Genomic DNA, 15,575 nt, shown 5'->3' with positions numbered 1-15,575 from the left:
CGCTGTCCTGTATATGCATGACGGACAGATGCTATTTGATAGCCGTACCACATGGAATGGACAGGAATGGGGCGTTGATGAAGTGGCTTCCCGGCTGATTTCCGAGGGGCTCATTCGCCCCTTTATTGTGGTTGCAGTGCATAACAGTGGTGATGGTCGCCATGGGCGATTATTTCCCACAGAAGGCTTGGGACCTAATGCCGGATTCAGCACGCAAGATGAATCACCCATTTAATCGAGCTGAGCTACGTGGCGATCAATACCTGGAATTCCTGGTCAAGCGGGTAAAACCCTATGTAGAGCAACACTATAAAGTTAGCCGCGAGGCCAACGACGCTTTTATCGCCGGCTCCAGCATGGGAGGGCTCATTTCCCTGTATGCGGTATTGGAATATCCACAAGTATTCTCCGCAGCAGCAGCAATTTCCACCCACTGGCCGGGCATCGATCCCAAGGATACATTACCTGTCGCAGAGGCTATTCGTAAATACTTGCAGGAGAATCTACCTGAGCCCGGGAAACACCAATTTTATTTTGATCATGGCACGGAGACACTGGATCGCTTTTATCCGTCCATGCAAGTGGCTGTAGATAGGATTATGTGGGAGCGGGGTTATGACGACAGCAATTGGCAAACCAGAGTATTTATAGGGCATGCTCATGACGAGAAGTCTTGGAATACAAGGCTGGATCAGGTTTTAGTTTTCCTATTGGGTGTAGAAAAACTAAACGCTGATCAATAATTTTCACCTCTTCTATCGGGTAGATCAAGTAGCTTCTTATGGCATATTTGGTCGCCCCACGCCTAGTCCAACTACACTCAGTAACAGACGCAGTCCAAAACCCAATTACCAACATCTAAGCTCTGTGGACCACTCCGGAAAATCGCTCCTACGTTACACAATGAATCCAAAAAGTCACACTGTTCTACTGATTCCGGGAATTTTTGATCGCGGCACTTCTCTATTGCGGATGCAGCGTGCTTTGGCCGCAGCTGGATTTGACACCCATTATATTCATCTGCGTTACAACTCCGGCTGGCACGGCATGGAATACCTTTCCTCGCAGTTAATGGCGAAAATGGAAAAGCTAGTGGGAAAAGGGGCGACCTGTACTTTGGTGGGATTCAGTATGGGAGGCATCGTGGCACGTTACTATTTACAGTCGATGAATGGTATTGGCAGGGTACACAAGTTTATTTCTATCGCATCTCCTCACCACGGCAGTTATTGGGCCAACTTTCTACCCTACAAGGGCGGTAAGCAGTTGCGTGTTGGCAGCGAATTCCTACGCGGATTAAACCAGAGTATTCATATGCTGGAGGCGACAGAACCGGTTTCTATCTGGACAAAGTATGATGTCACTATCATGCCCCACAGTAGTGCCAAACTCGGGGTAGGCACCTCCTATGAAGTTCCGGTGATCCTGCACAGATTAATGCCAATGAGTAGCAAGGTTATTTCCCTGATGAAAAATGAAGTCATCATCGGAATGGAATAATAGACCGTCATTGAAAATGATAGTGAGATCCAGGCATGAGTGACTCCGATCAAAAGCCTATTCGCTCATAACATGCAATACACAGTTATTATCACAAGTTTGAAAGCCTGATTGCCTTGATTCTGACATTTATTATTATTGTTATCGTAATTGTAGCTATCAGCCGACTGGCATATTCGGTCTACAGCATGTTAGTGATTGGAATGAAGGACCCTTTGGATCACAAAGTATTCCAGACTATCTTTGGCGAAATTATTACACTTCTTATCGCACTGGAGTTCAGCCGTACCCTGCAATATGTGGTCACTCGACAACAAAGTATCATCCAGACCACCGTTGTTGTGTTGATTGCCATACTGGCACTCGCACGTAAATTTATCATTCTTGACCTGGATAAAGTCAGTGCAGGAGAGCTTCTAGGTCTCGCAGCTGCAACCCTTGCGCTGGGATTGACATACCTGATACTGAAGATAAGGAAAAACACGCCTTAATTCACATCGTTATTGATCCACTCAAAATGAAGTTAAAAGGGGCAAACTCTTTCACCCCCCTTTTACGATCACTCCGAATTATCGGTTCCAAATCACTATCACTGGCCATCTTCGCGCAGGGATTGGTGTAGTTTAACAGGCGGCGTCTGCCGCTCTTTATTGCCCCTGAGACGCAGGTTGAGCATCTCAACCGCCATAGAGAAGGCCATAGCGAAATAGATATAACCCTTAGGCACATGCACATCAAACCCTTCCACTACCAGGGTAAGCCCCACCATGATCAGGAAAGCCAACGCCAGTATTTTCACTGTGGGATGGCGATCTACAAAATCCCCAATCGGCTTGGCAGCAATCAGCATTACAATCACCGCCAAAACAATGGCAATTGCCATAATGGAAATTTCATCCACCAGCCCGACGGCGGTAATTACCGAGTCGAGTGAGAAAACAATATCGAGAATAGCGATCTGCACCAGAACCATGCCAAAACCGGCAGTGCCCAAAGTTGAGGCATCGGTTTCAGGCCCCTCCAGGCTATTGTGAATTTCATGGGTTGCCTTGCCAATCAGAAATAATCCACCCCCAACCAGAATGATATCGCGCCCGGATATCTCCATATCAAATACGCTAAACAGGGGGTCTACCAGCCCCATAATCCAGACGATGGAAAACAACAGTGCAAGGCGAGTCACCATGGCCAGCGTCAAGCCAATAAATCGTGCAAGCTCCCTCTGTTTGGGCGGCAGACGCCCCACAAGGATGGAAATAAAAATAATATTGTCGATTCCCAGCACTATTTCCAACGCCGCCAGCGTAGCCAGCGCAATCCAGGCCTCCGGGTTGACTACCCACTCGAACATGAAGCTGTTCCTTCTCTGTGATTATTGTTGTTAAACTACGAGCAGTTGAAACTGTACAGCTTTAACTGTATGAAGATCACTCTGCACAATAGCGCAGATTATTCTAATTCTCCTTGCGCAGCCAGGCCATCGCATCAGCTTCATTTTCAAAAACCCGGTACTCTCCTCCAATAAACCAACTACCCACCTTGCCGGCAACTTTCATCCAGCGCTTATCGGAGATAACAGCAATGCGATTGAACTGTCGGCCGTGTGACATGCCCAGTTTAAAATCATCCCAGGCAGCGCGAGGCTCCCAACCCTGTAGTTCACTGGCATCCATTAAGCAGTCAATTTTCGGGTGCTCAATTCCCTCAAGGGCTGAAGTGAGCATAGGCACCATAGTTTGGTAATCTTCGTGGGTCAGCTTTCCACGGGCACGCAGGGTCAGAAAAAAATGATTACCGTCCTGCTCCAAGCCAATAGAAACACCGTGAGGTTGATCACTCATAAGCTTCCCCTTGTCTACAGAAACAGTTTCTCTATCAAAGTGGGTTTCTCATGGACGAATCAGGTTGGGTACCTGTGAGCCTGCATCACCCTTCCTTGAGTAGCAGGTAAATTGATGCATAAGCCCGCATCTTTTTCAGTGCGTCCTCACTAAGCTAACACCCTTAGGGCAAGTCAAATGCAGCACTATAGAAGTTAACCGCGCACCTCAAGTCATTCATAGCAATATGGACCTGTATTTGCCCTGGCGAATTCATCGCTTCACCTAACCTTCCTGGTGATGACTCGTTACCGGTCGCGCTTTGCCACACTGCCAACAATAATCGAACGCCGCGCCGTTCTCCTCGCCACACTTTGGGCATGGCCAGCTGGTTTGTTCTGCTTCAGCATCCTGCAGTAACTGGCAGGCACGCTCATAATCGCGCTCCCGTTCCAACCATAACTCCGGCCAGGCCTGATTTGGTGCCAGTTCACCAGAGGCTCCTTGGGCGAATTCATTTTTCAGCTTTACCGAAATACCAGCCACTTCAAGTCGACTTTTGGCCAGCTCCACCAACAGGCGGTTTTCATGGGTATAAATTAATTTCATAACAATAGAGGGCCGCTATAACGACCCCCAGAGTAACCCCATCGAGTGACTGGGCCAAATGCGGGCAAACAGCTATTCTCCGTTGCCGGCAGAGCAATTCTCCACATTACAGTATTCTTCATGAGGCACAGTAATGATTTCCAACACCGATCCCAGGGAGTTGAGTGCTGCCTGGCCATTTACCAGGACCCGGCCGGAACGACTGGCTATATACTCGAGCACCGTCCTACCTCTGGCGTTTCTGTAGACCGCCAGACGCTGACCCTTTTCCACTGCATCGCCATGCCTGACAAACAACTGTACCCAATCGTTGGTGCGAGTTCGCGCCGACGTGGAGCGTGTCTGGCTCGCATATACCCGCTCAATACTGATTAGGCCCGCAACCTCTCCAGCCAGTGGGGCGTCCGCTGCCCGTAAATGTGTCAATCCGCTAATAGCCAGAAAAACGATAAACAAGCAGACTTTTCTCAATGCGTTACTCCCACATGCAATTAACCAAACGGGCACCGGCCCGCACAACTGAGCATGTCGCCAAAGCCTTTTGAAAAGGGCGATAACTTAGGTATAGCTGACTAGATAATTCACGCCAGATTTGACAATTGCGAGATTGGATATGTGCAGCGAGTCGAGTGGGAAAGCAAAATAAAAGGGCCACGATATGTGGCCCTTTATGAAACCTGTGCTAATGGAAGGCTTAGCCAAGATCAATCCAGGTGGATTTTAGTTCACAGTACTTATCCAGGGCGTGCAGGGACTTGTCACGGCCATTGCCAGACTGCTTGAAGCCACCAAACGGCACAGTAATATCGCCGCCAAAATAGTTGTTCACCCATACCGAGCCCGCATAAATATCCCGGGCCATGCGGTGGGCACGCCCCAGGTTGTTGGTCCAGATACCCGCAGCGAGGCCATAGATGGAATCGTTAGCAATAGCGAGTGCCTCCTCCTCACTGTCGAACTCAATAACGGACAATACCGGGCCGAAAATTTCCTCGCGGGCAATAGTCATATCACCGGTCACACCACGAAATACGGTGGGCTCGTAATAGTAGCCGCCAGCCACTTCATCCACAGGTTTGCCACCACAAACCAGCTGTGCGCCCTGCTCCAGGCCCTTCGCCACATAGAACTCGACAGTATCAAACTGGCTGCGATCGATCAGGGCGCCCATTGCAGTATTCGGGTCCTGGGGATGGCCGGGCTTAAAGCGCTCAGCAGCCTTGCTCACTTTTTGGATAAACTCATCGGCAATACTCTTTTCCACCAGCAGGCGTGAACCGGCGGTGCAGGTTTCCCCCTGGTTGTAGAAAATAGCCAGCGCCGCGGCATTAGCGGCTTTATCCAGGTCCGCATCGGCAAAGACAATATTCGGGCTCTTTCCGCCCAGCTCGAGGAAAGTGCGCTTCAGATTTGACTGGCCCGAGTATTCGGTGAGGGTCTTGCCCACTTCGGTAGAACCGGTAAAGGTGAGGCAGTCGATATCCATGTGCAGACCCAGCGCCTTACCCAAGCTGCTGCCCGGCCCTGGCAACACATTCAGCACGCCGTCGGGAAGGCCTGCTTCCCTGGCCAGACCAGCCAGTTTGATCGCCGTCAGCGGGGTATTGGAAGCTGGCTTCAAAATCACACTGTTACCGGTAGCCAGCGCCGGGCCCAGCTTCCAGGCGGTGGTGGACAGGGGGAAATTCCAGGGCACAATCGCCGCCACCACCCCCAGGGGCATCCGGGTCACCAATCCCAGTTCACCAGGACCTGTAGGGGCTACCTCGTCGTAAATCTTGTCGATAGCCTCACCACTCCAACGAATGGTAGTAGCCGCACCGGGCACATCTACGGCCATGGTATCGCCGATGGGTTTGCCTGCATCAAGGCTCTCCAGCAGGGCAATTTCCAGCAAATGTTCTTCAATCAGATCGGCGAAGCGCACCATGATTTTCTTACGCTGCATTGGCGGCATTTTTGACCAAATGCCAGACTCAAAAGTCTCGCGTGCAACTCGAACTGCCAAGTCGGCATCCTCAGGCCCACAGCTGGCAATCTGGGCCAGCTCTTCACCGTTGGCAGGGTTATTCGTAGCGCGTTTTTCACCGGAGAGGGCATCGACATAGCTGCCGTTGATAAAGGCACGCCCCTCAATTTTCAGTGAAGCCGCCAGGGCCTGCCATTCCTGCAGGTTTTCGGGGATATTATTTTGCGCTGACATGGCACACCTCGTTAGAGACAGTTAATTTGTCTGGGTTATATCGAAAATGTGATCACAAATCAAAGAAGATGGTGAGTTTAGGGGCGACTATTCCAGTAATTGCACCCGCAAAGTAACAGGCACAGGTTAAAGATATTTGTTTAGAGCCTCTCTGCTCAGGGCTATGCCACCTGAGTTTCCACCTGCAGCCAGTCATCCTCTAACTGCATCACCAGCTTGTCACCGTGTTGCAACTCGCCAACACCCGCAGGTGTACCAGTCAGCACCACATCACCGGGCTCGAGAGTAAAGTAATTGCTGATATATGCCACAAGATCGAGAATCGGCGTGAGCATATGTTCGGTCTTACCGCGCTGGCGCAACTCATCGTTTAGCCAAAGGGAGTAACTGAGCTTGTCCCAATCCGGCAGCCAGTCCAGTTTTACAAATGGTGAAAGGGGACAGGAATTATCGAAGCCCTTGGCCTTCTCCCAGGGGTGTCCCGCCTTTTTGAGCTTCGCCTGCAAATCGCGCAGGGTCAGGTCCAGTGAGAGGCCCAGCCCTGCGATCGCAGGCGACACTTCTGCAGCATTGGCATTACTCAACCTCTCACCAATCAGCAGTGACAGCTCTCCTTCAAAATGACAGCTACCACGCCCTACCGGCATATGAATACGCTGGGTCATATCCACAGCTGCGGTAGCTGGCTTGATAAAAAGCAGCGGTTCATCCGGTACCGGATTATTGAGTTCTGCAGCGTGGTCTGCATAGTTACGCCCTACACACACAATCTTCCCAAGCCGAAATGGAACATTGGTGCCACAGGTAAATTGGTGTTGATACATAGATAAACCAGATAGTTAGGATAGATATTTCGAATAAAACGATATAACCAGCATGTGCTATGATCGCGCCTTCGCCTGTCTCCCGACACCCGAAGAAGTGACCCAACCGGAATAGACGCACCTGTATCGTGTTATTCGCACTCAGTGAAGAGATAGTTTATGGCTCCGCACAATACCGATCAAAAAAAGTCCCTGCAAAAAGACAAGATTCGCATCCTGCTACTGGAAGGTGTACACCAGTCTGCCATCGACCTGCTCGCCTCCCGCGGCTACACCAACGTGGAGTTACTAAAAACTTCACTGCCCGAAGATCAGTTAATTGAGAAGATCGCGGATGCCCACTTTATTGGTATTCGCTCTCGAACCCAGCTGACCCGCAAAGTGCTGGAGCACGCCTCTAAGCTGGTGTCCATCGGTTGTTTCTGTATCGGCACCAATCAGGTGGACCTGCAAGCAGCGACTGAGCTGGGTATTGCCGTATTTAATGCGCCCTACTCCAATACCCGCAGCGTGGCGGAGCTGATCATTGCCGAGACTATCTTTATGCTGCGCGGCATTCCAGAGAAAAATACCGTGTGTCATCGCGGCGGCTGGCTCAAGTCCGCAGCTGGTTCCTTCGAGGCTCGCGGTAAAACCCTCGGTATTATCGGCTACGGCGCCATCGGCTCCCAGGTATCGGTCATGGCAGAAGCCATCGGCATGCGGGTGAAGTTTTACGATGTCATCACTAAGCTGCCTCTGGGCAATGCCAGCCAGGTGGGCTCTCTGGCGGAATTGCTAGGCGAGTCAGATGTGGTTTCACTGCATGTGCCCGAGCTCCCCTCCACCAAGATGATGATGGGCGCGGAGCAGATCGCCCAGATGAAGCCTGGCGCTATCCTGCTGAACGCCTCCCGTGGCACTGTGGTGGATATTGACGCTCTGGCGGAAGCGCTTAATAGCAAGCATTTGGCTGGTGCCGCTATCGACGTATTCCCAGTGGAGCCCCGCGGTAATGACGATGAGTTCATCTCCCCCCTGCGCGGCATCGATAACGCCCTGCTGACTCCACATGTTGGTGGTTCAACGATGGAGGCACAGGAAAATATCGGCACCGAAGTTGCGGAAAAGCTGGCGCATTACTCCGATAACGGTACCACCACCAGCTCGGTTAATTTCCCCGAAGTGGCACTGCCAGGTCACGTGGGGACGCACCGCCTCCTGCACATCCACAAAAATGTGCCCGGTGTCATGAGTGCGATTAACCAGGTGTTCTCTGAAAATGCCATCAATATCTCTGCTCAGTTCCTGCAGACCAATGAGACTGTGGGCTATGTGGTTATTGATGTGAATGCGGAATACTCTGACCTGGCCTTGGAGAAACTGAAGAATATCCCCGGCACCCTACGCTGCCGCTTACTTTTCTAATGCTACCTACTTCTTCCCATTAATTTGGGGAGGCGCAATGCAGGCAGTTGGCTATGTTATAACACCAGCTGCCTACCTCTCGCCGCCTTCGATTGGTCGATAAGGGGATTGATCCCCACAGGCGGACGCTTCTACAATAGCAAACTCTATTCTGTTGGTTCGGCCCCGCGCGCAACCCCTCGTGTGTCCAGGCTCAACCCGATACTTCGTTTTTCCACAGCAGGTGCTCCCTTGCGCAACAACGATTCTGCCACCACTGGCTTGCTCGCCGGCGTTGCCGCCTTTCTCATTTGGGGCCTGGCCCCGATCTACTTCAATCAGCTACAGGGGATTCCCGCTGCTGAGATCCTCGCGCATCGCAGTATTTGGTCGCTAGGGCTGGCGCTGCTGATTATGTTGCTATTGGGCAAACTACCAGATCTTGTCCGCACCCTGCGCAATGGCAAAAAAATGCGTACGCTGGCCCTTACCACGGCACTAATTGGTAGCAACTGGCTGGTATTTATCTGGGCCATCAACAACGGGCACCTGCTGGAAAGCAGTCTTGGTTACTACATCAACCCATTAATTAATATTGTCCTGGGCGTGCTGTTTCTGGGGGAGAGGTTACGGCGACTCCAGTGGATGGCGGTAACGCTGGCGGCAATGGGTATTGTCCACGAGCTTTGGCAGTTTGGCCGCGTACCAGTGATCGCTCTATTCCTGGCATGCTCCTTCGCTCTCTACGGGCTGGCGCGTAAACGCGCACCAGTAGAGAGCCTCACCGGCCTTGCGATAGAGACCCTGTATATGCTGCCCGTGGCACTAATCTACCTGCTTTGGAGTACCAGCCCCACCAGTAACCTGCTTCACAACGGCTGGGAATTGAATAGTCTGTTGATATTGGCCGGTCCCATCACCTTGGTGCCACTGCTGTTATTTACCATTGCAGCACGCAGGCTTAACCTGTCCACTGTAGGATTTCTTCAATATATTGGGCCTTCGCTGATGGTGGTAATTGCCACCCAAATCCTTGGCGAACCATTTAGCGAGGGCAAACTCACGACCTTTATGTTTGTTTGGCTGGGCTTGGCACTCTATTCCATTGATGCTCTGGCGCAAAAACGCAAACTGCATCTGCAGGGTAAGGCCACTCTCTAGTGAGCTAATATGTGAGGAAATTTCCTCTTCCCAATTGAGTAGTAATGGCGGCCACAGACTCGGAGCTAGCGCCGCCAAGTATCAAGGCCCATATATCTGGATCGATAAGCTGCCAGACAGTTGATGCTCTAAGATTGTCCGCCGGCCTGATTGTACCCGGCTGTACGGTATTGAAAGCTTCTGGCGTGTACCAATAGCGCGATACCAGCTGCATTCCTGATCTTTTGCCCTTTTGAGCATCTGCCGAGATAAGTACCGTAAGTATTTCAGAAGTAACAACGCACAATCCTGTTCCTATCCCCTGTTCCTACCCCCCTCCAATTCCTCAAAATTTTACTGCTTTATTCCTTTAAATTATCACGCTACTTAGCGTTCTCAGCATTCATATACAGAGCACAGGAGGTCTCAACCAGAAGATATCAACCCACTGGGTGCAAGGCACAAATCTTGTTACCATCTGGGTCGCGTAAATAAGCAATATACCATTTACCCGCTACCCCCTCTCTAACTCCCGGCGGGTCTTCACAGCGAGTACCACCATTTTCAAGTCCAGCTTCATGCCAAGAATCTGCCTGCTCAATACTTTCCGCAGTAAACCCTATAGTACCACCATTCGCGTGACTGGCTGGCTCGCCATTGATCGGCTTGGAGATTGCAAATACCCCCGTTTTAGTAAAATAAAAACAACGCCCCTTCTCATCAATGACACCAGGTTTATGGCCCAGACAACCTAAGGCAGCATCGTAAAATGCCTTGGCTTTCTGCACATCGTTGGTACCCACCATAATATGGCTAAACATTCAGGTTTTCCTTTTAAATGTTCAAATTATTAACATGACATACAACTTATAACACAGAGATAGCAAAGTCCATGTTCAGAAGTCCTTTTTATTCGGCAGGCACATAAAAACTATTGTTATACCCAAGTAAACAAGATAAAAACTGTCCTCCACCAACTCTACAATCAAAAAATAAACCTGAAAACCATAGTGTTTCAACTTCAAATTATACTTGCAATAAAATTTTATTTATCCTTAATAACCGCCATCATAATAGAGCTATAATACTGTCCTCCCCAGCAAAGGGAATCACGTAAAACGCCCTCATTCTGAAAGCCCAATTTTTCGTATAACTTTATGGCCCTCAAATTAAACGCATAGACTTCCAAAGAGATTCTATGTAAGTGAAGTTCATTAAACGCATAACTTATTATCAAGCGAGATGCTTCGGCAGCAAATCCCCGTCCAAAGTACACTTTGTCATACAAGGCTATGCGGAAATTGGCTGACTTATTATCTTCATCAATCTCATTCAACACCACTTCCCCCATAACTCTTAGTTGCTCATCTTGAGACAAAATTGCAAAATCAATGCGATCAGCTTCATTTACTGACACCGCACAATGATATCTAACTTGCTCAAATGTGAACTTCAGATGTGTTCCAGTGCACTTCCTAAATTCATTATCCTGTAAGGCAGCATACATATACCTCGCATCACTCTCCTGAATAGGCCGCAGGATAACTTCATCACCGTATATTGTTTCTATCACTTTCACGCTTCATACTCCATAAAGCAGAACTCAGTAAATTTGGACGTTTTTTTTGGAAATCGAAAAAAATACGACTCTAAATGTCTCACCAAAGGCAGAATCAGAACAGGAAGATGCATCTTCAGAATCTACTTACAGACTTGAAAATTATAAAGCATCGGCATCAATCAGGTGAACCAGTAGGATTTACCTGGAGGATATGGTAAAAAATTAATTACCATCTAAAAAGCAGAAAGAGCAGAAAGAGCATAAATTCCAGTTTCAATTAGCGAAAAACCTTGCTGGCCGCCTTAAAACAAAGAAATATTTTTCTTACTGTATCAAGTAGTTAAAACATCCATACTTCCTCCGTAGGCAATAACCTTACCCACTGCGAACATACTAACCTTTACACTAAAGCAGTAAACTCCATCCACTTCATATTCGCGCGCATATATTTTAGGGCTAAATATCTTAGGCAGGGGGATTCCAAAAAATTTTGTTTTGAGAAATCGATATTCCAGGACCCCATCATTTTCCACTGGGTAGAAATACATTCGCAAAAGCCCCATCTGCTCACACAAAAGATTTCCAGATGAAAAAAAATGAGATCTCAATATTAACCCATCAAAGTTACGTACCCATAAAATGCTATCACTGGAATGGTGGCACTCTACACGAAGAGAACAGTTATGATTCTGCTTGGGAAACCTGAATAAAGTACAAATTACATCAGCGAGTAAGCCGCCTCGTTCTACACGTATCACTCCCTCAATCACTTTTTTGCCACTATGAACTCCCCTGATAACCGGGGAAAGCCTATCGTAGGAGGCTCCCATTTTTCTAGAAATAATATTTCCCATTATTACCACTTGTTAAACCAATTAAATCTTTCAGCTCTGCTAAAAGGCATCAGTTTTATATATTGGAAGTAACGGCGATGTATACCATTGAATAAAGGGCGCACAAAAAGCGGCCCCGTTTGGTCTATTGATTCAACCAATCATCCAGGGCGGCCAATATCTGATGTCGATAAGGCTGAGTCTCATTGATCATCTGGTGGCGAGCACCGCGAATCAACACCCGGTGGCAATGTGGAAAACGGTCTCGGATAGCGCGCATATCGTAGCGCCAGTCGACAGTACCATCGCCGGTCCCCTGAACCACAAGGATCTTACGGGGATTACGCGCTGTTTTAGGAAAGGTTTTGATCCAATCCACCATAGCCCCGAGCCAGCACATGGAGATCACTTGGGACTGCAAGGGATCACGCAGGGCTTGTCGCCGGGAGAACTCCGCGTCGTGAGTATTGATTGAAAACTCACGGCTGGGCTCAGTGATAAACAGGCGCCCCAGGTAATACTTCCACTTAACCAGGTGCCAGTTGGCTGGGCGTACCAGTGGTGCCAATAGAAAAACCTTATCCAATGGCTGCCAACGGCTGTATTGCAAGTGCGCTAACAGCGCAGCCCCTCCTGTACTTTGCCCCATTCCGTGCCAGGGCTTGGGTAACTTATCTTCGGCAATACAAAGTAGACGGTCGAAAACCTGGCGGTATTGAAGGAAAGTCTGAATTGCAACACGCTCCCCACTGGAGAGGCCGTGACCGGGAAAGTCAAAAACCACTACATTCAAGTTGCGCTCAAGTCCGAAGCGAATTGCTGGACCGTAGATGCCTGTGTGGTCGAAATACCCGTGGCAGATAAACAGAGTGCCGCGGGGCTTCTCTACCAGCCAGTATTGAGATACCAGTTCAAAGCCAGCAGTATTAAAAGTGCCAACCCCGGTTTTATGGGCCAGGGGAAAATGCAAATCGTAAAAATTTCGGTAGTCCTGCATCTCCGTCAACAAAGGTGCAGCATCATTGGCAAAGTCGAGCTGCGGCAGCTTTTGGCGCAGCGCCGTGTAGTCCGGGCGTTTGATCACCGGGCTGCTTTCGTAGGTGCTGATGTCTTGCAAGGTTTCCATTGAACTAATGGTACTGCATTTTTGCCGAGGTGGAAGTGGGGCATGATCCGGCAGGTAGTTTAAAATGCAAAAGGGCGAGCCAAAGGCCCGCCCTTTATCACTCTCGGGGAGAGTAACCGCTTACTTGATTTGCGGCTCCAGTTCACCGGCAGTATACCTTTGGCTCATGGCATCAAGACTGAGTGCGCGAATCTTACTCGCCTGGCCAGCGGTGCCGAAGGCTTCATAGCGAGCCACACAAATATCTTTCATTGCCTGCAGGGCAGCTTTGTAGAATTTGCGAGGGTCGAACTCGGATGGGTTCTCGGCCAAAAAGCGTCGGGTCGCACCAGTAGAGGCAAGACGCAAGTCAGTATCGATGTTGACCTTGCGCACACCATACTTGATGCCTTCGCAAATCTGCTCAACCGGTACGCCATAGGTTTCGGGGATTTCACCACCGAACTCATTGATCACCGCCAGCCACTCCTGGGGTACTGAGGAAGAACCGTGCATCACCAGGTGGGTGCCGGGGATACGTGCATGGATTTCCTTGATGCGATCTATCGCGAGAATGTCCCCAGTGGGAGGACGGGTAAACTTGTAAGCACCATGACTGGTACCACAAGCAATTGCCAGAGCATCCACTTTTGTTTTCTGTACGAAGTCCGCAGCTTCCTCTGGATCAGTCAACAGCTGGTCGTGGGACAGTTTGCCCTCAGCGCCAACACCATCTTCCTCGCCGGCCATACCAGTTTCCAGGGAGCCCAGGCAACCAAGCTCACCCTCAACAGACACACCACAGGCATGAGCCATATCGACGGCACGCTGGGTGACATCGACATTGTATTCATAGGAAGCTGGTGTCTTACCATCTTCACGAAGGGAGCCATCCATCATTACCGAGCTAAAGCCCAGTTGGATGGAACGTTGGCAAACTGCCGGGCTAGTGCCGTGATCCTGGTGCATTACCACTGGAATCTCCGGGAATTCCTCAATGGCCGCCAGGATCAGGTGGCGCAGGAATGGCGCACCAGCATATTTGCGGGCCCCGGCGGAAGCTTGAACGATTACCGGGGAGTCGGTCTCTTTAGCCGCCTCCATAATCGCGCGCATTTGCTCCAGGTTATTTACGTTAAATGCGGGTACGCCGTAGCCCTGTTCGGCGGCGTGATCCAGTAATTGGCGCAGGCTGATAAGAGCCATAGTTAATTCCTTTCTCGTCTACTCGTCGTATTTGTAATTTTTTGCTTTTATCACCCACCGGTTAACACCGGCAGGTGTCATTATTTGGGTATATCTCAATCGCCGGCGCGGGACTCAAGCATCGCAACCGCTGGAAGTTTTTTTCCTTCAACATACTCCAGGAAGGCGCCGCCGCCAGTGGAAATATAGGACACCTTATCGGCGATACCATATTTATCGACAGCTGCCAGGGTATCCCCTCCACCGGCGATGGAGAAAGCATCGCTGGCAGCAATGGCCTTGGACAGGTGCTCAGTGCCGGCACCAAACTGGTCAAACTCGAATACCCCGACAGGACCGTTCCAGATAATGGTTTTCGCCTCCTTGAGGATATCCGCCAGCTGTTCGGAGGACTGGGGGCCAATATCGAAAATCATGTCGTCTTCAGTTACCGCACCGGCGGGTTTAGTCTCGGCTGCAGCCGTCTCACTGAACTCCTTGCCAGTTACAACATCCACGGGGACAGGGATATCGCACTTCTGCATCAAGCCCTTGGCAGTATCCAGCAGATCATGCTCACAAAGGGATTTGCCCACCGGCTTGTTGCTGGCAGCAAGGAAAGTATTGGCGATACCTCCACCCACAATCAGCTGATCCACCTTGTCGGCCAGACTCTCAAGTACTGTTAACTTGGTGGAAACCTTGGAACCACCAACAATCGCTACCAGCGGGCGCGCCGGTTCAGCCAGGGCCTTTTCCAAAGCATCCAATTCTGCGGCGAGGAGGGGGCCGGCACAGGCTACCGGAGCAAATCTGGCAACCCCGTGGGTAGAGGCTTGAGCGCGATGGGCAGTTCCGAAAGCATCCATCACAAATACATCGCACAGAGCCGCATAGGCTTTGGCCAAGTCTTCACTGTCTTTCTTCTCACCTGCATTGAAGCGAACGTTCTCCAGCAGAGCGACCTCACCGTTCGCCAGTTCCACGCCTTCGCGCCACTCCTTAACCAGGGCCACTTCACGACCGAGTAACTCACCAAGATGAGCGGCAACTGGCGCCAGGGAAAACTCCTCAGCGTATTCTCCCTCCGTCGGGCGGCCCAGATGGGACATCAACAGCACTTTAGCGCCGGCATCAATAGCGGCCTGGATCGTTGGGAGCGCCGCGCGGATACGGGCGTCAGAAGTTACCCGGCCGTCTTTCACCGGTACATTCAAGTCCTCGCGGATTAGTAGGCGCTTACCCGCCAGGTCCAGATCTGTCATCAGTTTGACCGCCATGCGCCAACCCTCTTCTACTTCGATTAACTGAAAATATGGGCGCGGAGTATATCAACTGCACCCCGCTAGTGCCGACAGGAAAACGCGGAAAACGCTGTAAATTCACCAGGAACACCGCCTTGGGACACA

The 15,575-nt window shown here is 50.3% G+C and carries 18 protein-coding genes; 6 read left to right on the top strand and 12 right to left on the bottom strand.

What is annotated here, in order from left to right:
- Positions 1 to 13 precede the first annotated feature (13 nt).
- From GL2_RS08340 to GL2_RS08325, 4 genes are all read left to right on the top strand, one after another.
- Positions 14 to 235, top strand: coding sequence for a hypothetical protein (locus tag GL2_RS08340; protein WP_143730222.1), 222 nt, complete (start codon positions 14 to 16; stop codon positions 233 to 235).
- Entirely contained in the window at positions 198 to 743 is a 546-nt protein-coding gene (locus GL2_RS08335) for an alpha/beta hydrolase (protein ID WP_232053796.1), read from the top strand. The genes GL2_RS08340 and GL2_RS08335 overlap by 38 nt, the downstream gene beginning before the upstream one ends.
- 160 nt (positions 744 to 903) lie before the next feature.
- A complete protein-coding gene (locus GL2_RS08330) occupies positions 904 to 1,500 on the top strand; it encodes an alpha/beta hydrolase (protein WP_143730220.1) in 597 nt (198 codons plus the stop codon).
- A gap of 116 nt (positions 1,501 to 1,616) precedes the next feature.
- Positions 1,617 to 1,991 carry a phosphate-starvation-inducible PsiE family protein gene (locus GL2_RS08325; RefSeq protein ID WP_232053795.1) on the top strand — a complete coding sequence of 125 codons (375 nt, stop codon included), beginning with the start codon at positions 1,617 to 1,619 and terminating at the stop codon, positions 1,989 to 1,991.
- A 98-nt stretch (positions 1,992 to 2,089) separates the two neighbouring features.
- Here GL2_RS08325 and GL2_RS08320 read toward each other — a convergent pair whose 3' ends face one another.
- The 6 genes from GL2_RS08320 to GL2_RS08295 all read right to left on the bottom strand — a co-directional run bounded on the left by GL2_RS08320 (position 2,090) and on the right by GL2_RS08295 (position 6,956).
- Entirely contained in the window at positions 2,090 to 2,851 is a 762-nt protein-coding gene (locus tag GL2_RS08320; protein WP_143730218.1) for a TerC family protein, read from the bottom strand.
- 103 nt (positions 2,852 to 2,954) lie between these two features.
- Complete coding sequence (locus tag GL2_RS08315; RefSeq protein WP_143730217.1) at positions 2,955 to 3,341, bottom strand: STAS/SEC14 domain-containing protein; 387 nt, start codon at positions 3,339 to 3,341, stop codon at positions 2,955 to 2,957.
- Between the two features lie 264 nt (positions 3,342 to 3,605).
- On the bottom strand, positions 3,606 to 3,929 hold the full coding sequence (locus GL2_RS08310) for a DUF2007 domain-containing protein (protein WP_143730216.1): 324 nt from the start codon (positions 3,927 to 3,929) through the stop codon (positions 3,606 to 3,608).
- 72 nt (positions 3,930 to 4,001) lie between these two features.
- Positions 4,002 to 4,400, bottom strand: coding sequence for a hypothetical protein (locus tag GL2_RS08305; protein WP_143730215.1), 399 nt, complete (start codon positions 4,398 to 4,400; stop codon positions 4,002 to 4,004).
- Positions 4,401 to 4,623: 223 nt separating this feature from the next.
- On the bottom strand, positions 4,624 to 6,132 hold the full coding sequence (locus GL2_RS08300) for an aldehyde dehydrogenase (RefSeq protein ID WP_143730214.1): 1,509 nt from the start codon (positions 6,130 to 6,132) through the stop codon (positions 4,624 to 4,626).
- A gap of 161 nt (positions 6,133 to 6,293) precedes the next feature.
- Entirely contained in the window at positions 6,294 to 6,956 is a 663-nt protein-coding gene (locus GL2_RS08295; protein ID WP_143730213.1) for a fumarylacetoacetate hydrolase family protein, read from the bottom strand.
- 159 nt (positions 6,957 to 7,115) lie between these two features.
- Between GL2_RS08295 and serA the strand changes: the two genes are divergently transcribed.
- Both serA and rarD read left to right on the top strand, forming a co-directional pair.
- Positions 7,116 to 8,363 (top strand): phosphoglycerate dehydrogenase, encoded by a 1,248-nt coding sequence (gene serA, locus GL2_RS08290; RefSeq protein WP_143730212.1) that lies wholly within the window; start codon positions 7,116 to 7,118, stop codon positions 8,361 to 8,363.
- Between the two features lie 231 nt (positions 8,364 to 8,594).
- Positions 8,595 to 9,503 carry an EamA family transporter RarD gene (gene rarD, locus GL2_RS08285; protein ID WP_143730211.1) on the top strand — a complete coding sequence of 303 codons (909 nt, stop codon included), beginning with the start codon at positions 8,595 to 8,597 and terminating at the stop codon, positions 9,501 to 9,503.
- A 419-nt stretch (positions 9,504 to 9,922) separates the two neighbouring features.
- Here the strand turns inward: rarD and GL2_RS08280 are convergent, their stop codons facing one another.
- From GL2_RS08280 to GL2_RS08255, 6 genes are all read right to left on the bottom strand, one after another.
- Positions 9,923 to 10,303, bottom strand: a complete 381-nt coding sequence (locus tag GL2_RS08280) for a VOC family protein (RefSeq protein WP_143730210.1) — start codon at positions 10,301 to 10,303, stop codon at positions 9,923 to 9,925.
- A gap of 224 nt (positions 10,304 to 10,527) precedes the next feature.
- On the bottom strand, positions 10,528 to 11,061 hold the full coding sequence (locus tag GL2_RS08275; protein WP_143730209.1) for a GNAT family N-acetyltransferase: 534 nt from the start codon (positions 11,059 to 11,061) through the stop codon (positions 10,528 to 10,530).
- Positions 11,062 to 11,375: 314 nt separating this feature from the next.
- Entirely contained in the window at positions 11,376 to 11,897 is a 522-nt protein-coding gene (locus tag GL2_RS08270; RefSeq protein ID WP_143730208.1) for a DUF4166 domain-containing protein, read from the bottom strand.
- Between the two features lie 124 nt (positions 11,898 to 12,021).
- Positions 12,022 to 13,002 (bottom strand): alpha/beta hydrolase, encoded by a 981-nt coding sequence (locus tag GL2_RS08265; RefSeq protein WP_143730207.1) that lies wholly within the window; start codon positions 13,000 to 13,002, stop codon positions 12,022 to 12,024.
- Between the two features lie 120 nt (positions 13,003 to 13,122).
- Positions 13,123 to 14,187 (bottom strand): class II fructose-bisphosphate aldolase, encoded by a 1,065-nt coding sequence (gene fba, locus GL2_RS08260; protein ID WP_143730206.1) that lies wholly within the window; start codon positions 14,185 to 14,187, stop codon positions 13,123 to 13,125.
- A 95-nt stretch (positions 14,188 to 14,282) separates the two neighbouring features.
- A complete protein-coding gene (locus GL2_RS08255) occupies positions 14,283 to 15,446 on the bottom strand; it encodes a phosphoglycerate kinase (RefSeq protein ID WP_143730205.1) in 1,164 nt (387 codons plus the stop codon).
- Positions 15,447 to 15,575 lie beyond the last annotated feature (129 nt).

Origin of the sequence: Microbulbifer sp. GL-2, from assembly GCF_007183175.1 — a bacterium.
In the GTDB taxonomy this organism is placed as follows: Bacteria; Pseudomonadota; Gammaproteobacteria; order Pseudomonadales; family Cellvibrionaceae; genus Microbulbifer.
This window is presented reverse-complemented; position numbering and strand designations above follow the sequence as displayed.